At 58.0% G+C, this 21,542-nt stretch carries 24 protein-coding genes; 9 read left to right on the plus strand and 15 right to left on the minus strand.

Features of this window, described 5'->3' with window-relative positions:
* From AC2FFB_RS11070 to AC2FFB_RS11095, 6 genes are all read right to left on the minus strand, one after another.
* Entirely contained in the window at positions 1-1,152 is a 1,152-nt protein-coding gene (locus tag AC2FFB_RS11070; protein WP_496693885.1) for an alpha-D-ribose 1-methylphosphonate 5-triphosphate diphosphatase, read from the minus strand.
* Positions 1,149-1,922 carry an alpha/beta fold hydrolase gene (locus AC2FFB_RS11075; RefSeq protein ID WP_496689544.1) on the minus strand — a complete coding sequence of 258 codons (774 nt, stop codon included), beginning with the start codon at positions 1,920-1,922 and terminating at the stop codon, positions 1,149-1,151. The genes AC2FFB_RS11070 and AC2FFB_RS11075 overlap by 4 nt, the downstream gene beginning before the upstream one ends.
* 38 nt (positions 1,923-1,960) lie before the next feature.
* A complete protein-coding gene (locus AC2FFB_RS11080) occupies positions 1,961-2,803 on the minus strand; it encodes a DMT family transporter (RefSeq protein ID WP_496689542.1) in 843 nt (280 codons plus the stop codon).
* A 239-nt stretch (positions 2,804-3,042) separates the two neighbouring features.
* Positions 3,043-4,683 carry a chaperonin GroEL gene (groL, locus tag AC2FFB_RS11085; protein WP_142636527.1) on the minus strand — a complete coding sequence of 547 codons (1,641 nt, stop codon included), beginning with the start codon at positions 4,681-4,683 and terminating at the stop codon, positions 3,043-3,045.
* 55 nt (positions 4,684-4,738) lie between these two features.
* On the minus strand, positions 4,739-5,026 hold the full coding sequence (locus tag AC2FFB_RS11090; protein WP_120632017.1) for a co-chaperone GroES: 288 nt from the start codon (positions 5,024-5,026) through the stop codon (positions 4,739-4,741).
* 151 nt (positions 5,027-5,177) lie between these two features.
* A complete protein-coding gene (locus AC2FFB_RS11095; RefSeq protein WP_142636525.1) occupies positions 5,178-5,852 on the minus strand; it encodes a DUF2161 domain-containing phosphodiesterase in 675 nt (224 codons plus the stop codon).
* 136 nt (positions 5,853-5,988) lie between these two features.
* Here AC2FFB_RS11095 and AC2FFB_RS11100 point away from each other — a divergent pair, with 136 nt between their 5' ends.
* The 7 genes from AC2FFB_RS11100 to AC2FFB_RS11130 all read left to right on the plus strand — a co-directional run bounded on the left by AC2FFB_RS11100 (position 5,989) and on the right by AC2FFB_RS11130 (position 12,031).
* Positions 5,989-6,969, plus strand: a complete 981-nt coding sequence (locus AC2FFB_RS11100; RefSeq protein WP_271949178.1) for a TraB/GumN family protein — start codon at positions 5,989-5,991, stop codon at positions 6,967-6,969.
* A gap of 100 nt (positions 6,970-7,069) precedes the next feature.
* Positions 7,070-7,990 carry a manganese-dependent inorganic pyrophosphatase gene (locus AC2FFB_RS11105; RefSeq protein ID WP_496689538.1) on the plus strand — a complete coding sequence of 307 codons (921 nt, stop codon included), beginning with the start codon at positions 7,070-7,072 and terminating at the stop codon, positions 7,988-7,990.
* Positions 7,991-8,116: 126 nt separating this feature from the next.
* The gene (locus AC2FFB_RS11110; RefSeq protein ID WP_496874902.1) at positions 8,117-8,992 is read left to right on the plus strand and encodes an HAD family hydrolase; all 876 of its coding nucleotides are present in this window, start codon (positions 8,117-8,119) and stop codon (positions 8,990-8,992) included.
* Between the two features lie 100 nt (positions 8,993-9,092).
* Complete coding sequence (locus AC2FFB_RS11115; RefSeq protein WP_074736482.1) at positions 9,093-9,536, plus strand: MaoC family dehydratase; 444 nt, start codon at positions 9,093-9,095, stop codon at positions 9,534-9,536.
* 58 nt (positions 9,537-9,594) lie between these two features.
* Positions 9,595-10,527 (plus strand): bifunctional riboflavin kinase/FAD synthetase, encoded by a 933-nt coding sequence (locus tag AC2FFB_RS11120; RefSeq protein ID WP_496874903.1) that lies wholly within the window; start codon positions 9,595-9,597, stop codon positions 10,525-10,527.
* Positions 10,524-10,997, plus strand: a complete 474-nt coding sequence (locus tag AC2FFB_RS11125) for a YcgN family cysteine cluster protein (protein ID WP_142636512.1) — start codon at positions 10,524-10,526, stop codon at positions 10,995-10,997. Before AC2FFB_RS11120 ends, AC2FFB_RS11125 begins: the two co-directional genes overlap by 4 nt.
* The gene (locus AC2FFB_RS11130; protein WP_496874904.1) at positions 10,997-12,031 is read left to right on the plus strand and encodes a threonine aldolase family protein; all 1,035 of its coding nucleotides are present in this window, start codon (positions 10,997-10,999) and stop codon (positions 12,029-12,031) included. Before AC2FFB_RS11125 ends, AC2FFB_RS11130 begins: the two co-directional genes overlap by 1 nt.
* Positions 12,032-12,047: 16 nt before the next feature.
* Here AC2FFB_RS11130 and AC2FFB_RS11135 read toward each other — a convergent pair whose 3' ends face one another.
* Positions 12,048-12,860 carry an alpha/beta fold hydrolase gene (locus AC2FFB_RS11135; RefSeq protein ID WP_496874905.1) on the minus strand — a complete coding sequence of 271 codons (813 nt, stop codon included), beginning with the start codon at positions 12,858-12,860 and terminating at the stop codon, positions 12,048-12,050.
* Between the two features lie 9 nt (positions 12,861-12,869).
* A complete protein-coding gene (locus AC2FFB_RS11140) occupies positions 12,870-13,472 on the minus strand; it encodes a 2-hydroxychromene-2-carboxylate isomerase (protein WP_496693890.1) in 603 nt (200 codons plus the stop codon).
* 108 nt (positions 13,473-13,580) lie between these two features.
* On the opposite strand from AC2FFB_RS11140, the gene AC2FFB_RS11145 reads away from it, so the two are divergent.
* Entirely contained in the window at positions 13,581-14,600 is a 1,020-nt protein-coding gene (locus tag AC2FFB_RS11145) for a ribose-phosphate pyrophosphokinase (RefSeq protein ID WP_142636504.1), read from the plus strand.
* 60 nt (positions 14,601-14,660) lie between these two features.
* A complete protein-coding gene (rpiB, locus tag AC2FFB_RS11150) occupies positions 14,661-15,113 on the plus strand; it encodes a ribose 5-phosphate isomerase B (protein ID WP_142636502.1) in 453 nt (150 codons plus the stop codon).
* Between the two features lie 14 nt (positions 15,114-15,127).
* Here rpiB and AC2FFB_RS11155 read toward each other — a convergent pair whose 3' ends face one another.
* The 7 genes from AC2FFB_RS11155 to AC2FFB_RS11185 form a co-directional block, all read right to left on the minus strand.
* Positions 15,128-15,478 (minus strand): H-type lectin domain-containing protein, encoded by a 351-nt coding sequence (locus AC2FFB_RS11155; protein ID WP_142636499.1) that lies wholly within the window; start codon positions 15,476-15,478, stop codon positions 15,128-15,130.
* Between the two features lie 114 nt (positions 15,479-15,592).
* Entirely contained in the window at positions 15,593-16,003 is a 411-nt protein-coding gene (locus tag AC2FFB_RS11160; protein ID WP_142636498.1) for a F0F1 ATP synthase subunit epsilon, read from the minus strand.
* Positions 16,004-16,015: 12 nt separating this feature from the next.
* The gene (gene atpD, locus AC2FFB_RS11165; RefSeq protein WP_142636495.1) at positions 16,016-17,440 is read right to left on the minus strand and encodes a F0F1 ATP synthase subunit beta; all 1,425 of its coding nucleotides are present in this window, start codon (positions 17,438-17,440) and stop codon (positions 16,016-16,018) included.
* A 20-nt stretch (positions 17,441-17,460) separates the two neighbouring features.
* Positions 17,461-18,336 (minus strand): F0F1 ATP synthase subunit gamma, encoded by an 876-nt coding sequence (locus tag AC2FFB_RS11170; protein ID WP_496691024.1) that lies wholly within the window; start codon positions 18,334-18,336, stop codon positions 17,461-17,463.
* Positions 18,337-18,351: 15 nt separating this feature from the next.
* Positions 18,352-19,890: a F0F1 ATP synthase subunit alpha gene (atpA, locus tag AC2FFB_RS11175; RefSeq protein WP_282027582.1), complete on the minus strand. Its 1,539-nt coding sequence runs from the start codon at positions 19,888-19,890 to the stop codon at positions 18,352-18,354.
* Complete coding sequence (locus AC2FFB_RS11180; RefSeq protein WP_142636489.1) at positions 19,891-20,451, minus strand: F0F1 ATP synthase subunit delta; 561 nt, start codon at positions 20,449-20,451, stop codon at positions 19,891-19,893. It lies immediately after the preceding gene.
* Positions 20,452-20,761: 310 nt separating this feature from the next.
* Entirely contained in the window at positions 20,762-21,496 is a 735-nt protein-coding gene (locus AC2FFB_RS11185; protein ID WP_281994985.1) for a class I SAM-dependent methyltransferase, read from the minus strand.
* Positions 21,497-21,542: the final 46 nt, after the last annotated feature.

Genomic DNA, 21,542 nt, shown 5'->3' on the forward strand with positions numbered 1-21,542 from the left:
TCAGCCGACAAACCGCGCGGCGATATCCCCGGCCATATAGCTGACGCGCCCGGCAGCCAGCGTTGCCGCGACACGGTTTGTATCTGCCTCCAGAATGACCAGATCGGCACGCTGCCCGGGGGTGAGCGTGCCGCGATCTTGCAACCCAAGTACGCGGGCTGGCCCTGACGACACCAGCGCCCATGCGCCCGCCATGTCCAGAAGGCCGGATTTGGCCAGCATCAAGGCTGCCCGGCGCGGGCTGGGATAGTGATAATCCGAGGCCAGTGCATCGCACAGCCCCATCGCAATCAGGTCCAGCGCGCTAACATTCCCTTTATGCGACCCGCCGCGCACCACATTGGGCGATCCCAGGATGATGTGATCCCCGGCGGTGCGGGCGGCCTCGGCGGCTTCCAGCGTTTCGGGGAACTCTGAAATCCGCGCGCCCCGCGCGCGCCAATCGGCGCGAGTTTGGGCTGTGGCGTCATCGTGGCTGCCCATCCGGACGCCCTGCTTTGTCAAAGCAGTACAGAGTACATCCAGTGCGGTATACACCTCATCCCGGCGAGCATGCATCGACAGCAGCATTTCGAAATGCACCTCGGGATTGCGACCGGCCTTGAGCGCCTGTCCGGTCAGACGCGGGGGCTTACGCCCCTCAGCCAGACGGTCATGCGGCAGGTGGTCGTTGAACACGACATAGGGCACCTGCCAAGCCGCAATCTTTTCTGCCAGTCCGGCGTAATTGTCCAGCATATGCGTTTCGAACCGAAGCTGGGGCATCAGATCGGTGACGGTGTGGTCCTTGACTGCCGCAATGGCATCAAACACCTGCCCTGCGAACTCAGGCCCGCGCACCCCACCTTCCCAACTGTAAAACTGGGCCAGAACGGCTGTGGTGATGCCATTGGCCGCCAGTTCAGCCTCGACCGAGAGGATCCCTTCGTTCATCTGCTTCATGGCACCGCGACGGGGCGCGATGTGCCGTTCAAACCCATCACCATGCAGGTCGATAATACCGGGCAGAACCAGATATCCTGACAGGTTGATCTGCCGCCCGGCAGGGCCTGTCTGAACCACGCCATCGGCAATAGACAGATCGGCATCCGTCAGCCCCTCGTCGGGCAGAAGAACCTCTGCACCGGTCAGGGTCAGGCTTAATGCGGTCATTGCGTGGACTCCGAGTCAGGTTCCGAGCAATCCTGTCCGATGCAGATCTCATCAATAGCTTCCATCACCCCGTCAAGCCAGGTGATCTGCGGGTCGAACTGGCCGAATTCGATGAAGTGCAGGGCCTGAGCCATGACCCGCGGATTGTTCATCATAAACGTGTGGGTCACCGGCAGAACCAGGTGATCAGTCATTCCTTCGACCTTGGTGCTTTCAACGGAAACCTTACCGTCATCAGGCCCATCAATCAGTGAAGAAAATACCGGGTTTAAGGAGTTTTCGCCAGCGATAACACCTAGTTCAAAATCCACCGGCGGTAGACGACCCGGGATCCCTTCGGCGCCTGTGCCCAGTTGAAGGCCCGCAGGTCCGTTGAGATAGCCGAACACCTCCCACGCGCTAAGTTCATCGACCAGTTGGCTGCCCTGATTGGGCGGCCCCAGCATGATGACACGACCCAGGTTTTCCGGGCTATGATCCTTGAGCCAATAGCGCAACAAAATGCCGCCCATCGAATGTGCTACCACATTGACAGTGTCATCGCCACAAGCCGCAAAGGCATCAGGAATGGTTTGTTCGGCCAGTTCGGGAATACCGATCTCGGTCGAGGGATAGCCCGGGCGCACAACCGAATAGTCATGTGACTTGAACAGCTGCTCCATCACGGTGAAAGAGGCCTCGGTCCGTGCAAGACCATGCAACAAGACCACGCATTTCGCGCTGGCCGCGGCGGGGAGCAGAAAGATAAGCAGGGCGATCAGAATTTTCATAAGCGCCAGATAATGTCTTAGCGCCGCTGATGAAAGCCCTACCCCCGCTGACGTCGCAGCACCGCCAGCGCAATGCCGCCCAACACCAGCGCTGCGCCAATCAAAAGCCGGGCCTCTGCTGTTTCGCTCAGCAAGAGGACACCGCCCAGAATAGCAATCACGGGCACGCTCAACTGCACCACAGCTGCAACGGTCGGTGCCAGTTGGGGCAAAACATGGTACCACAACGCATATCCCAGCCCCGAAGTGACCGCCCCGGATATTGCCGACAGCAACAAACCGGTGCCCGTCATCTGCCAACCTCCGCCGAACAGCAGCAAAGCTCCGGCCGTCACCGGAAGGGCAATGACGAAATTCGCCGCCGTCCCGGCAAGCGCATTTGGCTCGGACCGTCCCGCCAGAGAATATGCTGCCCAGCCAATCCCGGCAGCGCACATCAGGGCGGCTCCGACCGGATCCACCTGAACCGTGCCCGACGGCCAAAGCACATAGGCGAGGCCACCCAGTGCAATCGCCGCTCCCAGAAGTTGCTGTCGTGTCGGTGAATTTCCAGTCACGGCAGTGGCCACGAACATCGTGATTTGCACTATCCCAAATAGGATCAAGGCGCCCAGCCCGGCATCCAGTGTAAGATAGGCGATCGAGAACCCGATCATGTAAAGCGACAAGGCGCCAGCGCCAATGAACCGGCGAGGGCTGCGCAACGGCAGGCTGCCGCCACGTATCAAAACCAGCACCGCCAGCATCAGCGCCCCTGCCAGAACGCGCATAACCGCAAACCCCGCCGGGTCGCTATCGCCGCCTTCAACGGCCATCCGGTTCAGAATGGAGTTCGCTGCAAAGGCGCACATGGTGAGGGCGGTCAGAAGGAACAGTCGCATATCAACCCGATACCGGTTTCACACCGGTTTGGGTACTCACTTTCCTGAAGGGACCGGTTAGACCGTCGACCTCGGAACAGTTTGAGCCACAGTTTCAGTCATAAGCGGCGTGCCAAAACGAAACGGGGCCGCCCGAAGGCGACTCCGTTCCTTAGCTCTGCAGCTCCCCTCTGGGCAGTTTGGCTATACTGCCAAGCGCCTGTGGGGCCGCCAGAATTCGTCTAAGCGAATTCGACGTTTTACATCATGCCGCCCATGCCGCCCATGTCGGGCATGCCGCCGCCAGCAGGTCCATCTTTCTGCGGCTTGTCAGCAACCATTGCTTCGGTAGTGATCAGCAAGCCGGCAACCGACGCTGCATCTTCCAATGCGGTACGGACAACTTTGGCCGGGTCAATCACGCCGAATGCGAACATGTCACCATATTCTTCAGTCTGCGCATTGAAGCCAAATGCCACATCGTCGCTTTCGCGAACTTTGCCCGCAACAACCGCACCGTCGACACCTGCGTTTTCAGCGATCTGGCGCAGAGGCGCTTCGATTGCCTTACGAACGATGTTGATGCCTGCGTCCTGATCAGCGTTTGCGCCTTGCAGAGTGTCCAGTGCTTTACCGGCCTGAACCAGAGCAACACCACCGCCCACGACAACGCCTTCTTGAACAGCAGCGCGGGTCGCGTTCAGAGCATCGTCCACACGGTCCTTACGCTCTTTCACTTCAACTTCGGTCATGCCGCCGACGCGGATAACAGCAACACCGCCTGCCAGTTTGGCAACGCGCTCTTGCAGCTTTTCACGGTCGTAGTCCGACGAGGTTTCTTCGATCTGGGTGCGGATCTGAGCAACACGCGCTTCGATCTCGGCTTTTTCGCCAGCACCGTCGACGATGGTGGTTTCGTCTTTGGTGATTTCGATTTTCTTGGCAGTGCCCAGCATGTCCATGGTCACGGACTCAAGCTTCATGCCCAGATCTTCGCTGATGACCTGACCGCCGGTCAGGATTGCGATGTCCTGCAGCATGGCCTTACGGCGATCGCCGAAGCCCGGTGCTTTGACAGCAGCAATTTTCAGGCCGCCGCGCAGTTTGTTTACAACCAGAGTTGCCAGCGCTTCGCCTTCAACGTCTTCTGCAATGATCAGCAGCGGCTTTTGCGACTGGATCACTTGCTCGAGCAGCGGAACCATCGGCTGAAGCGAGGACAGTTTCTTTTCGTGCAACAGGATCATGCAGTCTTCGAGGTCTGCAACCATCTTGTCAGCGTTGGTGACAAAGTAAGGCGACAGGTAGCCGCGGTCGAACTGCATGCCTTCGACAACATCGGTCTGGGTTTCCAGGCCTTTGTTTTCTTCGACGGTGATAACACCTTCGTTGCCGACCTTCTGCATCGCGTCTGCGATTTGCTGGCCGATCTCGGTTTCACCGTTGGAAGAAATGGTGCCAACCTGAGCAACTTCAGCCGAGTCCTTGACTTCACGCGAGGCGTTCTTGATGCCTTCAACAACCTTGGCAGTTGCCAGGTCGATGCCGCGCTTCAGGTCCATCGGGTTCAGGCCCGCTGCAACCTGCTTCAGACCTTCTTTGACGATGGACTGAGCCAGAACGGTTGCTGTGGTGGTGCCGTCGCCGGCCTCGTCATTGGTGCGGCTGGCGACTTCTTTCACCATCTGCGCGCCCATGTTTTCGAACTTGTCTTCCAGTTCGATTTCCTTGGCAACCGAAACACCGTCTTTGGTGATGCGCGGTGCGCCGAAAGATTTGTCCAGAACCACGTTGCGGCCTTTGGGGCCCAGGGTCACTTTGACAGCGTCGGCCAGGATGTTCACACCTGCCAGCATGCGGTTACGGGCATCGGTGTCGAACTTGACGTCCTTAGCAGCCATGTCGTTTCTCCTTGAGAAAATGTATTGGGATGAAGATCAGAGGAAGCGCGTGGGCTTACTCGATGATCCCCATGATGTCGCTTTCTTTCATCATCAGCAGCTCTTCGCCGTTGACCTGAACCTCAGTGCCCGACCATTTGCCGAACAGGATCTTGTCGCCAGCTTTTACAGCCATTGCGATCAGCTCGCCGCTGTCCTTGCGTGCGCCTTCGCCGGTCGCAACAACTTCGCCTTCGCTGGGCTTTTCTTTTGCGCTGTCTGGAATGATCAGACCACCAGCGGTTTTCTCATCGCTTTCGGTACGGCGAACCAACACGCGGTCATGAAGCGGTTTCAATGCCATCTTTGCAGCTCCTTGGGCTCAAAGTTTATTTATCCTCCCCTCACCTTGCGGTGAGGCGTTAGCACTCGACCCTTGCGAGTGATAACGGCGTATAGCTAGGGGGTCGAATTCCCTGAGTCAACAAGCGTGAAGAATTTTTTATCCTTGGGACTCAGTCAGGCTGATCCCAGCTATAGGCCCAGTGCTTCAGACCCTCTTGTCCGGATTCCGACAAGGCGTAGACACCTTTTGCAATTTTGTCGAACCAGCCATAATGGTTTTCGCGCATCAGCCGGGTCGCAATCGAAACACCGGTTGCCTTAGCAACATCTGCCCCTTTTGTGGCACCACATTCTGCAAGATGCGCCGCACAGCGCAAAGCATCCTGACGATAGGCGGTGACGAGGCCGTGGCGTGTGGCACCGCCTGCGTTCGGATCACCTTCAAGCCTGTCAAACTCGCGCAGCAGCCGCGCTGTTTTGGCCTTGTCCTTTCGCGGGGCGTAGGGCCCAGGGTCACAATGCACCTCGACAACGCCATCCGCCCGAACAGTTATCAGGCCAAGGCCCAACCTTCGACATAGCGCCGTGTTGTCCTTCAACGCCCGCCTGGCCGTGCGTCCGCGGGGCTTGAGAACACAGATATAGACATTTTCAGTAACCTTCAGTCGGGTGATTGCCTGGTGAAACAGCGCCAATGAGAAACGCAACTTCAACTCTACAATCACAGGCTCTTCACCCTCACGAACAGCCATGACATCGACCGCACCGACCTCGCCTTTGACGGTATAGCCCTGACGCTCTAACAGCGCCTTGATTGGGGGGTAGAGATCCTGCTCGCGGTCCATGTGGCTCATGCTATTCGAATTACTGTGGAATGCCAGACACAGATCAGGTCAGTGTCCATCCTGGCAGGTTGAACACCGGCCTTGGCCCCGGCAAGGTCGCACCCCATATAGGGATTGATCCAACCAGGATGGTACGATGCGTTTTTTGATCTTTTTGGCTTGTCTGCTGGTACCTTTCTCGGCCCAAGCGGCCTGCGAGGGGCGCGACCTGAGGTCTGACCTAAGTCCAGAGGCGCAAGCTGATTTGCAGCAGGCTTTGGCCGACTTCCCGTACCCGGAAGGCAATCACTGGATCGCGACAAAAGGCGATACAGTTCTGCATCTGATAGGAACGCTGCACACAAACGACCCGCGTATGGACGCCGTCACAGAAAGGCTGGAACCGACACTCAGCCAGGCGGATGCGTTCTATTTCGAAGTGACCCAGGACGAAATGACTGCATTTGAACAGGAACTGGCCAAAGACCTCAGCCCTGTTCTGATCACCTCAGGTCCCACCCTGATTGAGCTGATGCCGGAAGAAGACTGGGCCGCCCTGTCCAGCGGCCTGGCAGAGCGTGGCATCCCCAGTTGGATGGCTGCAAAAATGCGCCCCTGGTTTCTGAGCATGATGCTGGGTGTCCCCCCATGCATGACCGAGAATCCGGAAGCCAGCTATGGAATGGACGCGCGCCTGACCGACATGGCCGAAGCCCATGACATCCCCCAGTACTCTTTAGAGCAGATTGACGATCTGATGGCGATGTTTGACCAGCACCCGATCGAAAAGCAGGTGCAATCACTGATCCGCATGGCCAGTGCCTTTGAAAGCAGCGAGGATCAGCTGGCGACTATGGTCAATGCCTATCTGGAAGAAAAGCACGCAGAGATCATCCAATTTGCCAGACTACAGGGGCTTGAAACATCCGGTCTGTCGCAAGAGGTTTTCGACGAAGAGTGGTCCAGTTTCGAACAGCAACTTCTAGTCGGGCGCAACAACAACTGGATGCAGCACATATTGGCCATTCAGGACCAAACGGTGGTCATTGCTGTGGGCGCCGGACATTTGGGCGATGACCATGGTCTGTTGAACCAGTTGGAACAGGCTGGATACACGCTAAAACGTGCCGCTTTCTAGGCCCGGCCTTACCCTTCGTCGCAGTTTACGCAGGGGCGGGTGACAAGTGTGCCAGACCACCCTATAAGGCGCCCAAATCTACTCTCCTCAGGACGCTGAAATGACAACCCTCGTATTTGGACATAAATCCCCCGACACTGATTCCACTGGTTCGCCGATCCTGTGGTCGTGGTACATGAACGAAATCAAAGGCGAACAGGCCGAGCCTGTCCTGCTGGGCGAACCCAACACTGAAGCAGCCTTTATGCTACAGCACTGGGACCTGCCCAAGCCGCGCATCATCGCAGACGTAGAGGCTGACGCACCGGTTGTTATTGTCGACACGAACAACCCCGCCGAGCTACCTGCCAGCATCAACGGCGCCGATATTCGCGCCATTATCGACCACCATAAACTGGTCGGCGGTCTGGAAACCAAAGGCCCGATCGACATCACCGTGCGGCCGCTGGCCTGCACCGCCACTATCATGGTCGACATGATCGGCGACGATGCCGCCAAAATGCCCGATGCCATCAAAGGCGCGGCGCTGACCTGCATCCTGTCGGACACGTTGGAATTCCGCTCGCCCACCACAACCGCGCATGACCGCGCTGTGGCCGAAAAACTGGCCGCGGATCTGGGTCTGGACGTCTCGGCCTATGCTGCAGAAATGTTCGCGGCCAAATCAGATGTGTCCTCATTCTCGGACGCCGAGCTGATCCGGATGGACAGCAAGGAATACGAAGTCGACGGCACCAAATTCCGCGTTTCGGTTCTGGAAACCACAGCACCGGGTGTCGTGCTGGACCGCAAAGACAGCCTTGCGGCGTCGATGGCCGACGTAGCCAAAGAAGACGGTGTCGATCAGGTATTGCTGTTCGTGGTCGATATTCTGAACGAAGAAGCCACCCTGCTGGTTCCCAACGATCTGGTCAAAGCCGTGGCCGAGAAAAGCTTTGACGCCTCGGTTGATGGCGACGTGGTCGTTCTGCCCGGGATCATGAGCCGTAAGAAACAGATCATTCCGAACCTCAAGGTCTGATCCCAAAATCACCAAAGGCGCCTTGATCGGGCGCCTTTTTTGCTAGGCATTGCCCTTACTGGCCAAACACCACACGCACTGTCTTAGGCTCAAACGACACTCTTTGCAGATCAATGGGGGTCCATCATGACGCAGATCATCCACGCATTGCCCGAGGTTTCCAGCCGTTATAAGGCCCTGTTCGTCGATCTTTGGGGCTGTGTACACAATGGCATCACTGCTTACCCCGAAGCGGTTGCGGCCCTGCAGGCCTATCGCGCGCAAGGCGGCATTGTTGTCCTGGTGACCAACTCTCCCAAGCCGCGTGCTGGAGTCGCCACCCAGCTGGCGCAATTCAATGTCCCAGACGACGCCTATGACACGATTGCAACCAGCGGAGATTCGGCCCGGTCGGCCATGTTCCGGGGCGCAGTGGGCGAAAAGGTCTATTTCATGGGCGAATGGCAGCGGGACGCGGGATTCTTTGAACCGCTGAAGTTGTTGGACCACCCGATTCATATCGAGCGCGTGCCGCTGGCCGAGGCAGAGGGCATTGCTTGTTGCGGCCCCTTCGATCCCATGGCCGATCCGTCCGTGAACCGTGCTGATTTCCTGTACGCCAAACAAAAGGGGCTGAAGCTGCTTTGTGCCAATCCCGATATTGTGGTGGACCGCGGCGAGGTTCGGGAGTGGTGCGCAGGTGCATTAGCCAGGCTTTATACGGAAATGGGTGGCGAAAGCCTATATTTCGGAAAGCCTCATCCGCCGATCTATGATCTTGCCCGCCGCAGGTTGCAGAAACTTGGCCACGACATTCCCGATGGGGACATTCTTGTCATCGGAGACGGTCCGCACACCGACATTCTGGGTGGAATGGGGGAAGGCATTGATTCTCTTTTCATCTCGGGCGGGCTAGCCGCGGCCGAGACAAAAACCGAAGCACATCCGCATCATGAATCCCTAACTGATTATATTCAAAAGGAAAAGATAAATCCGACCTATACGATCGGCCGCCTTAGGTAGTCAGAAAAGGCTTGATTTTCTGCAGTTGCAAAGTAATAAAGTTTCCCAACAGGGGTGACTTTGATTTTTTTGTTGCCCGATGAATTCGAGTGAGGGCAACATGTTGGATAATCTTCCACGCGGCACGATCTGTATTGAAGACATCGAGATGGGCATGTCCCGTCACCTTCGCAAAGTGGTGACGGACGAGGATATCGAAATGTTCGCTCAGGTGTCGACCGACAGAAACCCCGTACATCTGGACGACGATTACGCCCGCGACACGATCTTCGAGGGGCGCATCGCGCATGGGATGCTGACCGCGGGTCTGATCTCGGCCGTGATCGGCGAGCAGTTGCCAGGCCACGGCACAGTTTACATGGGGCAGTCGCTGAAGTTTCTCGCTCCTGTTCGCCCGGGTGACATGGTCTATGCCGAGGTCAAGGTGATCGACATTGATTTTGCCAAGCGTCGGGTCAAGCTCGATTGTCACTGCGCAGTGGATGGCAAGAAGGTGCTGGTCGGCGAAGCCATGGTGCTGGCCCCGTCGCGCAAATTCGACTGAGCGTTTCCGGGGGTCTCAGACCCTTGAACAAGCGCGCCTGTCCCGCTAGGCAGTCGCTATGCGCATCATTCGTGACCTCCAATTCATCGAACCCCAAGATCGCGGCGCCAGCGTGGCGATCGGGAATTTCGACGGCGTTCATATCGGCCACCAATCTGTGATCGAACTGGCCCGCAGCGCCGCGCCGAGTGCACCTTTGGGCGTACTGACATTCGAGCCGCATCCCAGAGAATATTTCGCCCCGGACACCCCGCCCTTTCGCCTGATGCGCGGCAATGCCCGCGCGCACCGGTTAGCAAAACTGGGGGTCGAAAAGCTGTATGAGCTGCCGTTCAACGCCGCATTGGCTGGCCTGACGCCAAGGGAATTCGCCCGCAACGTGATCTGCGACGGGCTCGGCCTGTCGCATGTCGTCGTAGGTGCCGATTTCTGTTTCGGCAAAGGCCGCAGCGGCACCGCTGATGACTTGGTGCTCTTTGGGCAAGAGATGGGGTTCGGTGTCACCATCGCTCCGTTGATGGAGCGGTCCGAAAATGTCGTTTCATCCACTGCGATCCGTATTGCACTGACCGAGGGCCGCCCGCAGGATGCCGCTACTATGTTGGGTCACTGGCACCGGATCGAAGGCGAGGTGATCGGAGGCGAACAACGGGGCCGTGAACTGGGATTTCCCACCGCAAACATGTCCATTGAGGGGCTGCATCCGCCAAGATTCGGCGTCTATGCCGTTCTGGTCGATGTTCTGGATGGACCTCATCTGGGCAGCTATCAGGGCGCAGCCTCGGTTGGGACGCGACCGATGTTCAATGGTGAGGTCCCCAATATCGAAACCTTCCTGTTCGACTTCTCGGGTGACCTTTATGGCGCGACCCTGTCGGTGGGTCTGGTAGAATACCTGCGCCCCGAGATGACCTTTGACAGTCTGGACGGCCTGATCGCGCAGATGGATGCCGACTGCGACAAGGCCCGCGGCCTGCTGGCGGACCGATGACAACGGATCCGATCGACCGCACCGGCCTGGCCCCCAGGTTCTGGGAACGAAAACCGTTAACCCGCATGAACCAAGCTGAATGGGAAGCTTTGTGCGATGGCTGCGGCAAATGTTGTCTGAACAAACTGGAAGATGAAGACACCGGTGAGGTTGCGCTGACCTGCGTCGCCTGCCGTCTGTTGGATGACGAAAGTTGCCGCTGCACCCAATACGATATCCGCCACCAATTTGTGCCGGAATGTATCGTGATGACGCCGGGCAATATCAACGATCACGCCTATTGGCTGCCACAGACCTGTGCCTATCGCCTGTTGTGGGAGGGCAAACCCCTACACGATTGGCACCCGTTGATTTCGGGCACACCGGACAGCGTTCATGCCGCCGGAGTCTCGGTGCAGGGGCGGACCGTGTCCGAATTCGAAACTCCGCTGGAAGAGTGGGAAGATCATATCATCGAGGAGCCCAGCTAATGTACTTTGCCTCTGACAATTCGGGGCCGGTTCACCCGGCGGTCATGGAAGCGCTGAATGCTGCCAATCAGGGCTATCAGATGGCCTATGGAACCGACACCTTGATGAATGAGGTCCGGGATCGCATTCGCGGGGTGTTCGAGGCACCTGGCGCCGCCGTGTATCTGGTGGCCACCGGGACGGCCGCGAATTCGCTGGCGCTGGCGACGCTGGCGCAGCCGTGGGAGACGGTGTTCTGCTCACCCGTGGCACATATCCACGAGGATGAGTGCAACGCGCCCGAGTTTTACAGCGGCGCCAAGCTGACGCTGGTTCCGGGCGCGGACAAGATGGCGCCGGACGCGCTGCGCGGCTCGATTCTGGCCGAAGAAACACGCGGCGTGCATGGACCGCAGCGCGGACCTGTATCCATTACGCAGGTGACCGAACGAGGGTCTGTTTACACCCTGTCAGAATTGCAGGCGCTCTGCGCCGTGGCCAAAGAGTATGGGCTGCCAGTCCATTTAGACGGTGCGCGTTTTTCCAACGCCCTTGTTGCGTTGAACTGCTCACCCGCCGAGATGACGTGGAAAGCAGGCGTGGATGCGGTCAGTTTTGGCGGGACCAAAAACGGGCTAATGGGCGTCGAAGCCGTTGTCTTCTTTGATGAAAGCAAAGCCTGGGAATTCGAATTGCGCCGCAAGCGCGGGGCGCACCTGTTCTCCAAGCACCGCTATCTGTCCGCTCAAATGGCGGCGTATCTGCAGGATGATCTGTGGCTGACACTGGCCCGTCAGGCCAATAACAACTGCGCCCGTCTGACCGAGGGATTGCGGGCCAAAGGTGCCTCTTTCCTGCACGCGCCGCAGGCGAATATGATTTTTGCCCAGTTTTCACGCGCCCAACACAAGCAACTGCATGCCTCAGGTGCTGTTTACCACCTGTGGGGGGCAGAGCTGGACGGGGCAGATGACAGCGAAATTCTAGCCTGTCGGCTGGTTTGTGACTGGTCCATCGAGCCTGCGCAAATTGATCGGTTCATCGCGCTCTTGTAACGACGCGCCCGAAGCTTCAGGCAGTGGCAGGCAGTCTGTTCCAAAAAGCCTCGATCAGAGCGCCGGTCTCTGTCGGGTGAGAGATCGGAGCCATATGCCCTGCCCCTTCGATCACGGCGCTTTCGGCCATTGGAAGACGGGATTTCAATCCAGAGTTTATCGCGACCATCACTGGGTGGGTGAGCGCGCCATGCAGCAGCAATACCGGCATATTGGCGTGTGCGATCCGCTCGGGCCGTAGCAAGCCTTTGGAATCCATTATCAGTTCGTTTTCGACCTCGGATACCAGATGAATTCCACGCACCATCCCCGCCCGTGCAGTTTCGGGCATGTCTGACCAACGCGGCCCCCTATCTCCGGCCCACAACCGGTTGAACAGCCTTGCCGCCAGAGGTTCGTCGCCTGATGCAAGCGCGTCCATACAGGGTTGGGCAACATGCGCGTATTCCGCCACAAGGTCCGGGGCATCCTGCTGTGCCACGGCAAAATACACCGGTTCGATCAGTACGACACTGCGAACCAACGCGGGATGCTCGACCGCCAGCCGCAATGCAATCGCCGCGCCAAAAGAATGCCCGATCACGCCCATCGGCTCGGTCAGATGTTCAAGTGTGGCTTCGGTCAGCCGGTCATACAGATCCCCCTGGCGATCCCAGTCCGGGCTGCGCCCATGGGACAGCATATCCGGTGCAATAAAACTTGCCTGCCCTTTCATCGCCGCGGCTAGGCCTGCCCAGACCCCGGAATGAGCAATGGTGCAATGCAAGGCCAGCACAGGGCGATCACCCTGCCCCAACTGCGTGACACGCAGGTTCTGCGCAACGGCCATTATGTTGTCCTATCCCTTCAGCCCGGCCAGATGCCTGTCCAGATCGTCCAACCTGTCTTGGCCCCAGAACCGCTGATCGTCTTCCGTTATATAGAACGGAGCTCCAAAAACTCCGCGTTCCACGGCTTCTTCCAGATTGGCGGTATAGGTCTCAGCCCCGAGCAGCAAGCCGCTAACGGCCAGATCCGGGGAAAACCCAGCGTCAGCCAGGCAAGCGCGGATCACGTCGTCCTGCGCGATGTCCTTTTCCTCGGCCCAGCAGGCGCGCACAAAGGAATGCACCAGCTGCCCCACATTCCCCGACCCGTCCTGAATGGCCGCGATAATGGCATAGGAAGACGGCGCCGCATTGGTGGGCCAATGGGCCGGTTGCAGGTTGAACGCCATATCCAGCTTTTTTGACTGTCGCTGCATTTCTTGCATCCGGTATTCGATGCGCGAGATATGGCGGTCCTTGGGCGGAACACCTCCCGTACGTCCGAACAGGGCGACGATATCAAGCGGCTTGTAGTTGATTGTCGCACCATGTTTGGCCGCAATCTCCTCCAGGCGCAGTCCCGCCAGGTAGGTGTATGGTGAGAGTGTCGCAAAATAGTAGTCAATTTGGGCCATGTTCACTTTCTCCGCAGCGTTATCTTTGCTGGACGGTAAGGCCATGCTAAGCGGTGTCAACATCACGAATCTGTCACATTTGCCATTGCTGCCCGGGGACCTCAGCCGATGCCGACACTTCACGAACCCAAGTTAATCGCTGGGAACGCTAATCTTCCGCTTGCCGAATCCATTGCACGCCGAATGAGCCTGTATCGCGGCGTCGATCAGGGTCTGGTCGATGCCCGGGTCGAACGGTTTAACGACGGTGAAATCTTTGTCGAAGTGTTCGAGAACGTGCGCGGCGAAGATATGTTCATCGTCCAGCCCACCTCGAACCCGGCCAATGACAATCTGATGGAGCTGCTCATCATTGCTGATGCGCTGCGCCGTTCGTCGGCCCAACGGATTACCGCCGTGATCCCCTATTTCGGCTATGCCCGCCAGGACCGCCGCACCAAGGCCCGCACACCGATCAGTGCCAAGCTGGTGGCCAACATGCTGACTGGCGCCGGGATCGAGCGCATCCTGACCATGGATCTGCACGCAGCGCAGATTCAGGGGTTCTTCGACATGCCTGTCGACAACCTTTATGCCTCGCCGATCTTTGCGCTGGATGTGAAACATCAGTTCAAGGACAGCCTCGACGAGATCATGGTCGTTTCGCCCGATGTGGGCGGCGTGGCCCGCGCGCGCGAGTTGGCCAAGCGGATCAACGCCCCGCTGTCGATCGTGGACAAACGCCGCGAAAAAGCCGGCGAAGTCGCTGAGATGACCGTAATTGGCGATGTCAGAGACAAGATCTGTTTGATCGTTGACGACATGTGCGACACGGCCGGTACTCTGTGCAAAGCGGCGCAAGTACTGCTGGATAATGGTGCGAAAGAAGTTCATTCCTACATCACACACGGCGTCATGAGCGGCCCTGCGGTCGAACGCGTGACCAATTCGGTGATGAAATCTCTGGTGCTGACCGACACGATCCAGCCGACAGAAGAAATTACCAAGGCCAAGAACATCCGCATCGTGCCCACAGCCCCGATCTTTACGCAGGCGATCCTGAATATCTGGAACGGCACCAGTGTATCGTCACTGTTCGAGGATAAGACCCTGACGCCGATCTACGAGTCGATGTATCATAGGGATTGATCGAACGCGGCGGCCCAAGGGCCGCCTCTTTTCTTTCTGCAATACAGGTCGGAGTTTACCGTGACAGCCTCAAAACGCATTGTTCTATCCAGCGACCACGCAGCCATCGAATTACGCCAGGCGGTTGCCTCTCATATTGCGGCCCAGGGATGGGACGTCGTCGATATCGGCCCCAAGACACCTGAGAGCACCCATTACCCTGTTCATGGCAAGGCCGCCGCCCAAGCAGTGGCTTCCGGGGATTGTCAGCTTGGCATCGTTCTGTGTGGAACGGGTCAAGGTATCATGATGGCGGCCAACAAGGTCCCCGGCATTCGCTGCGGTGTCTGCTCGGATGCCTTTTCCGCACGCATGATCCGCCAGCATAACGACGCCAACATGCTGTCTGTCGGCGCCCGGGTCGTGGGTGAGGGTCAGGCGCTGGATATAGTGGATGCCTTCCTGTCAGCCGAATTCGAAGGCGGACGGCATGCACACCGGGTCGCCATGATAGAGGCATCGGACGAGTCCTAAACCCAAGGCTGGCTTCACAGAATATCCCAGTCATCCTCATGTGGCACCTCGCCGAACGCTGTCCAAGATATTCGGATGCGCGCGATGCGGGTATCCGACCAGGTACGGAACACCGCAGCAAATCCCTCGGGCGTGATGTCCTCGGCCTTGACCTCGGCGCGCAATGCCGAAGATGTATCAACATCCCACAGTGACACGCTGATCTGTACAACAGGCGCGGAACGGAATGGCTGGCTGAATTCTATGTCCGAGCGTCGTTCGCGCGGCCCCTCGCCTGTCCACATGTCACCGCCATCTGCGAAGTCGGAGAACAGCACAACTTCGCCTTGGTCGATTCCAATCGGATGGGTACTAAAAGTCTGCATTTTGTCGTCTTTTATAAAGAATTACGGAACCTTAGACCGCCCTTCATCCAAAATCACCACAAAAAAACGGCCCCGCACAGGCAGGGCCGTTTCTAAATCTACATGTCCTGAAACTTACAGGCTCATATGTGTCCCAAGAGCTTCCATATCGGCCAGCAGCTTGGCCGCATCGTCGACGACTGATTGATCGTCGCCGCCTTTGGCCGCGTCATGCGACGCACGTGCCTCGGCGATCAGATCGTCCAGATGCGCGCGGGTCACTTCAGAGACCGGAATGGCCTTTTCGGCCAGAACCGACATGCTGTCGCCATTGATCTGGGCAAACCCGCCGGTGACCAGGTATTCGCTGGACCCTTCGGGTGCCTCGACCTTTAGCAGACCGGGGCGCAACGTGGTGATGGTGGGGGCATGATCGGGCATCGCCGTCATGTCCCCGTCCGCGCCGGGAAGCTGGACCGCAGTCACCGCGAGCGAAGCAAGGCTCCGCTCGGGGCTGACGAGGTCAAAGTGCATCGTGTTTGCCATCAGGTGTGCTCCTTAGGCGGCTTCTGCGGCCATCTTTTCCGCTTTGGCGATCACTTCATCGATGCCGCCAACCATCAGGAAGGCTGCCTCGGGCAGGTGATCGTATTCGCCGGCCACAACGGCCTTGAACGACGCGATGGTGACATCCAGAGGAACCTGAACACCAGGCGAGCCAGTGAAGACTTCGGCCACGTCAAACGGCTGCGACAGGAAGCGTTCAATCTTACGGGCACGGGCCACGGTCAGTTTGTCTTCTTCCGACAGTTCGTCCATGCCGAGGATCGCGATGATGTCCTGCAGCGACTTATAGCGCTGGAGGATCTGCTGAACGTCAGTCGCAACGGTATAATGCTCTTCACCGACGATGGCCGGGTCGAGAAGACGCGAGGTCGAGTCGAGCGGGTCAACGGCAGGGTAGATACCCTTTTCTGAAATCGCACGGTTCAGAACGGTGGTCGCATCCAAGTGTGCGAACGAGGTGGCCGGCGCAGGGTCGGTCAAGTCATCCGCAGGAACATATACGGCCTGAACCGAGGTGATCGACCCGGATTTGGTCGAGGTGATGCGTTCCTGCATCGCGCCCATGTCGGTCGCCAGTGTCGGCTGATAGCCCACCGCCGAAGGAATACGACCCAGCAGAGCCGAAACCTCGGAACCCGCCTGCGTAAAGCGGAAGATGTTGTCGACAAAGAACAGAACGTCGGCACCGGTTGCATCACGGAACTGTTCCGCCAGGGTCAGACCCGACAGAGCGATCCGCATACGGGCTCCCGGAGGCTCGTTCATCTGGCCGTAAACCAGCGCGATTTTCGAATCTTCCAGCTTGTCGGGAACGATAACGCCGGATTCAATCATCTCGTGATACAGGTCGTTGCCTTCACGGGTCCGCTCACCAACACCGGCGAACACGGACACGCCAGAGTGCACTTTGGCGATGTTGTTGATCAGTTCCATGATCAGAACGGTTTTGCCAACACCGGCGCCGCCGAACAGGCCGATCTTACCGCCTTTGGCGTAAGGGGCCAGCAGGTCAACAACCTTGATGCCGGTCACCAGAACTTCGGATTCAGTGGCCTGATCCGCGAAATCCGGCGCGTCCTGGTGGATGGAGCGCGTTTCGGTGGTTTCCACGGGACCTTTTTCGTCGATGGGCTCGCCCACAACGTTCAGGATACGGCCCAGGGTGGCGTTGCCGACCGGAACCGCGATGGGTGCGCCGGTGTCCGTGACTTCGGCACCACGTACAAGACCTTCTGTCGCGTCCATCGCAATGGTGCGGACAGTGTTTTCGCCCAGGTGCTGTGCCACTTCCAAAACCAGCTTCTTGCCGTTGTTGGTGGTGTCCAGCGCGTTCAGAATTTCAGGCAGTGCGTCATCGAACTGCACGTCGACGACGGCCCCGATAATCTGAGTGACTTTGCCTTTTGCATTCGCCATGTTTCGTCTCCGGTTTGTCTCTACAGCGCTTCGGCGCCGGAAATAATTTCAATCAGCTCGTTGGTGATCACGGCCTGACGCGAACGGTTGAACTGGATCGTCAGCTTGTCGATCATCTCACCCGCGTTGCGTGTCGCGTTGTCCATCGCGGACATCCGTGCACCCTGTTCCGAGGCCCCGTTTTCGAGCAGTCCCGAGAAGATCGCAGTCGCAACCGCCTTGGGCAGCAGATCGGCCAGGATGGCCTCTTCGCTGGGCTCGTAATCAAAGACCGCGCCGCTGTCGTCCCCTTCGACATCCTCGAACGAGGCAGGGATGATCTGCTGTGCCGTCGGGGTCTGGCTTACGACGTTGACGAACTTCGAGTAGAAGATCGTGGCTACGTCGAACTCACCCGCGTCGAAACGGGACAGGACGTCTTTTGCGATGTCCTGCGCGTTGGTATACCCCAGACGTTTGACCTCGCTCAGATCGACATGGCCCACGAACAGGTCGCCAAAGTCGCGCTTGATTGCATCACGACCTTTTTTGCCAACGGTCAGAATTTTGACCGTCTTGCCTTTTGCCTTCAGCTCGTAAGCTTTGGCGCGGGCCAGCTTGGCGATGTTCGAGTTGAAGCCGCCACACAGGCCGCGTTCAGCTGTCATGACAACCAGCAGATGGACATCATCACTGCCCGTACCACGGAGCAGCTTGGGGGCGCTGTCGCTGCCCCCGACCGATGCCGCCAGCCCCGCCATCACGGCATTGAACCGTGCGGCATAGGGGCGCGAGGCTTCGGCAGATTCCTGGGCGCGGCGCAGTTTTGCGGCCGCGACCATCTGCATGGCCTTGGTGATCTTGCGGGTCGATTTGACCGACTCGATCCTGTTTTTTAGATCCTTAAGATTTGGCATGTGCCCGCCTCTCCCTTAAGCGAAGGTTGCGGCGTATTCGTCCAGCGCAGCCTTGATCTTGTCGGAAGCATCACCCTTGATCTTGGGATCTTCGTCCGTGATCCACTGAAGCAGATCCGCGTGCTTGCCACGCAGATGCGCTAGCAGACCAGCTTCATAGCGGCCAACTTCGGATACGTCGATCTTGTCGAGGTAACCGTTGGTTCCGGCGAAGATGACGCAAACGATTTCAGCGTTGGTCAGCGGTGAGTACTGCGGCTGTTTCATCAGCTCGGTCAGACGCGCACCACGGTTCAGCAGCTGCTGGGTTGCGGCGTCAAGGTCGGAACCGAACTGCGCGAAGGCAGCCATTTCACGGTACTGAGCCAGTTCCAGCTTAACCGGGCCGGCAACCGACTTCATCGAGTTGGTTTGAGCCGAGGAGCCCACACGCGAAACCGACAGACCGGTGTTCACAGCAGGACGGATACCCTGATAGAACAGCTCGGTTTCCAGGAAGATCTGGCCGTCGGTGATCGAGATCACGTTGGTCGGAATAAACGCCGAAACGTCGCCACCCTGGGTTTCGATAACCGGCAGAGCCGTCAGCGAGCCCGCGCCAAAATCTTCGTTCAACTTCGCCGAACGCTCCAGCAGGCGGGAGTGGAGGTAGAAAACGTCGCCAGGATAGGCTTCACGTCCGGGCGGACGACGCAGCAGCAGCGACATCTGACGATAGGACACGGCCTGTTTCGACAGGTCATCATAGATGATCAGCGCGTGGCGGCCATTGTCACGGAAGAACTCAGCCATCGCGGTCGCGGCATAGGGTGCCAGGAACTGCATCGGCGCCGGATCGGACGCGGTTGCGGCCACAACGATCGAATATTCAATCGCACCGGATTCTTCCAGTTTCTTCACCAGCTGAGCAACAGTCGAACGCTTTTGGCCGATGGCCACGTAAACGCAGTACAGCTTCTTGGACTCATCGTCGCCCGCTGCTTCGTTGTACACTTTCTGGTTCAGGATTGCGTCCAGAGCAACGGCAGTTTTACCGGTCTGACGGTCGCCAATGATCAGCTCACGCTGGCCACGGCCAATCGGGATCATCGCATCGACCGATTTCAGGCCGGTTGCCATCGGCTCGTGAACCGATTTACGCGGGATGATGCCCGGCGCTTTGACGTCTGCAACGCCGCGCTCGGTGGATTCGATCGGGCCCTTGCCGTCCAGCGGGTTGCCCAGGCCGTCAACAACACGACCCAGCAGACCGTTGCCGATTGGCACGTCCACGATCGAGTTGGTGCGCTTAACAGTGTCACCTTCTTTGATGTCACGGTCAGAACCAAAGATAACAACACCGACGTTGTCGCTTTCCAGGTTCAGCGCCATGCCCATGATGCCACCGGGGAATTCGACCATCTCACCGGCTTGCACATTGTCCAGGCCGTATACACGGGCAATCCCGTCACCGACGCTCAGCACGCGACCGATTTCGGCCACTTCGGCTTCCTGACCAAAATTCTTGATCTGGTCCTTCAGGATTGCAGAAATCTCTGCAGCTTGGATTCCCATTTATCCGACCTCTTTCATTGCATTCTGTAGGGAGTTGAGCTTGGAGCGGATCGAGCTGTCGATCATCTTCGAGCCCACTTTAACGACAAGACCGCCGATGAGGCTTTCATCAACGGTCGCATTTATTGTCACGGTCTTGCCCACACGCTCGGACAGCGTTTTGGACAGTTTATCCATCTGTGTCTTAGTCAGCGCCTTGGCCGAGGCGACATCGGCGGTCACTTCGCCACGCTCTTCGGCCAGCATGTCGCGCAGAACCTGCACCAGTTGCGGCACAACGAACAGACGGCGTTTCTGCGCCATCAGACCCAGCGTGTTGCGCAGGATGGCGTTCAGACCCATCTTGTCGGCAATCGCTGTAATCGCGCCTTCTTGTTCAGCGCGCGAAACCAGAGGCGAGGCGATCAGGTCGCGCAGATCGGCACTGTCACCCAATGCTGCTGCCAGATCGTTGATTCCGGTTTCCAGACCTGCCAGGTCTTTATTCTCTTTAGCGATCTCAAAAATCGCTGTGGCATAGCGCTCGGCGATGCCTGTGGAAATCGAAGCTGGTTCGGACACGTCCACCCTTCCGATATTTTGGGCCCCGAATTCGCGTTGCGGCAGCTACCCGGGGGCGTGAAGAAACCCCGTCCATAAGGCCGGGGATCAAAATCAACGGGGATGTAGCAGAGGTAAACCCAGCTAGCAACATATTATCACCATGGGCACCTTATCCACAAAGCGTTCTATTTCAGATACTTAGCTTGGGTGCGACCCTTTTATACGGCTGATGAGGGTGAAAAATGTTACCAAACCGCAAGGTTTTGCGATTCCTGCAGCCATTTTCGCGTGTTTCGGCCTTATGATGGAAGCTAGTACCGGCGTTGCGCTAGGCTGGCTTGAGCAGGCCATCCAGCGCCTTGATCTGACGGCGCCCTGTCGCTTTGGTGACGGTTCCGCTGGGCGGTCTGATTTGCTTTGTCGCCTCAACCATCAGAACGCCGCCTGCCATGATCGTCGGCAAACGCTGGCCAGTTTTCTCTATCAGGCTGCCGGATTTCAACCAGAACCGACGGAAGGACGGAGGCAAATACAAGGCGGAACAATAGTTATCCGTCATAAAGTGATGCGCCCTTAGCTGGCTTTCCAACTGCGAGGCAGAATAAGGGCGCCCGAATCCAAATGGCGTTCGATCGGTCCGTGACCACAGCCCCGCACGGTTCGGTACGATAAAAAGCGCCCGTCCACCGGGACCAAGCACACGCCAGCATTCCGCCAGCAATTCGGCGGGACGTTGTGACGTTTCAAGTCCATGCATCACCACCAGCTTGTCCACATGGCCCGTTTCAATCGGCCACAAGGTCTCTTCCGTCAAAACAGATACGTTGGCCATTCCAGCAGGCCAGGGCATCACCCCCTGCGGCCCGGGCATCAGCCCGATGACGCGGCGCGCATCTTTCAGGTAGGGCCGCAACAACGGCACAGCAAAGCCAAACCCTACGACGGTTTGACCTTTGGCCTCGGGCCACAGATCAATCATTCGCCCACGAATGGCCGCCTGCGCTGCACGACCAAGAGTGCTGCGGTAGTAGAAATTCCTCAGATCCTGCACATCAAGATGCATTGCGGACACCTGGCCAATCGGATTAGCTGAGCGCAGTCTAGCAACG

The organism is Ruegeria sp. YTSA219 (assembly GCF_059609985.1).

Coding starts and splice junctions, on each gene's coding strand:
- AC2FFB_RS11070 (WP_496693885.1), bottom strand. CDS start 1,152: ATGACCGCATTAAGCCTGACCCTGACCGGTGCAGAGGTTCTTCTGCCC.
- AC2FFB_RS11075 (WP_496689544.1), bottom strand. CDS start 1,922: ATGAAAATTCTGATCGCCCTGCTTATCTTTCTGCTCCCCGCCGCGGCC.
- AC2FFB_RS11080 (WP_496689542.1), bottom strand. CDS start 2,803: ATGCGACTGTTCCTTCTGACCGCCCTCACCATGTGCGCCTTTGCAGCG.
- groL (WP_142636527.1), bottom strand. CDS start 4,683: ATGGCTGCTAAGGACGTCAAGTTCGACACCGATGCCCGTAACCGCATG.
- AC2FFB_RS11090 (WP_120632017.1), bottom strand. CDS start 5,026: ATGGCATTGAAACCGCTTCATGACCGCGTGTTGGTTCGCCGTACCGAA.
- AC2FFB_RS11095 (WP_142636525.1), bottom strand. CDS start 5,852: ATGGACCGCGAGCAGGATCTCTACCCCCCAATCAAGGCGCTGTTAGAG.
- AC2FFB_RS11100 (WP_271949178.1), top strand. CDS start 5,989: ATGCGTTTTTTGATCTTTTTGGCTTGTCTGCTGGTACCTTTCTCGGCC.
- AC2FFB_RS11105 (WP_496689538.1), top strand. CDS start 7,070: ATGACAACCCTCGTATTTGGACATAAATCCCCCGACACTGATTCCACT.
- AC2FFB_RS11110 (WP_496874902.1), top strand. CDS start 8,117: ATGACGCAGATCATCCACGCATTGCCCGAGGTTTCCAGCCGTTATAAG.
- AC2FFB_RS11115 (WP_074736482.1), top strand. CDS start 9,093: ATGTTGGATAATCTTCCACGCGGCACGATCTGTATTGAAGACATCGAG.
- AC2FFB_RS11120 (WP_496874903.1), top strand. CDS start 9,595: ATGCGCATCATTCGTGACCTCCAATTCATCGAACCCCAAGATCGCGGC.
- AC2FFB_RS11125 (WP_142636512.1), top strand. CDS start 10,524: ATGACAACGGATCCGATCGACCGCACCGGCCTGGCCCCCAGGTTCTGG.
- AC2FFB_RS11130 (WP_496874904.1), top strand. CDS start 10,997: ATGTACTTTGCCTCTGACAATTCGGGGCCGGTTCACCCGGCGGTCATG.
- AC2FFB_RS11135 (WP_496874905.1), bottom strand. CDS start 12,860: ATGGCCGTTGCGCAGAACCTGCGTGTCACGCAGTTGGGGCAGGGTGAT.
- AC2FFB_RS11140 (WP_496693890.1), bottom strand. CDS start 13,472: ATGGCCCAAATTGACTACTATTTTGCGACACTCTCACCATACACCTAC.
- AC2FFB_RS11145 (WP_142636504.1), top strand. CDS start 13,581: ATGCCGACACTTCACGAACCCAAGTTAATCGCTGGGAACGCTAATCTT.
- AC2FFB_RS11155 (WP_142636499.1), bottom strand. CDS start 15,478: ATGCAGACTTTTAGTACCCATCCGATTGGAATCGACCAAGGCGAAGTT.
- AC2FFB_RS11160 (WP_142636498.1), bottom strand. CDS start 16,003: ATGGCAAACACGATGCACTTTGACCTCGTCAGCCCCGAGCGGAGCCTT.
- atpD (WP_142636495.1), bottom strand. CDS start 17,440: ATGGCGAATGCAAAAGGCAAAGTCACTCAGATTATCGGGGCCGTCGTC.
- AC2FFB_RS11170 (WP_496691024.1), bottom strand. CDS start 18,336: ATGCCAAATCTTAAGGATCTAAAAAACAGGATCGAGTCGGTCAAATCG.
- atpA (WP_282027582.1), bottom strand. CDS start 19,890: ATGGGAATCCAAGCTGCAGAGATTTCTGCAATCCTGAAGGACCAGATC.
- AC2FFB_RS11185 (WP_281994985.1), bottom strand. CDS start 21,496: ATGCATCTTGATGTGCAGGATCTGAGGAATTTCTACTACCGCAGCACT.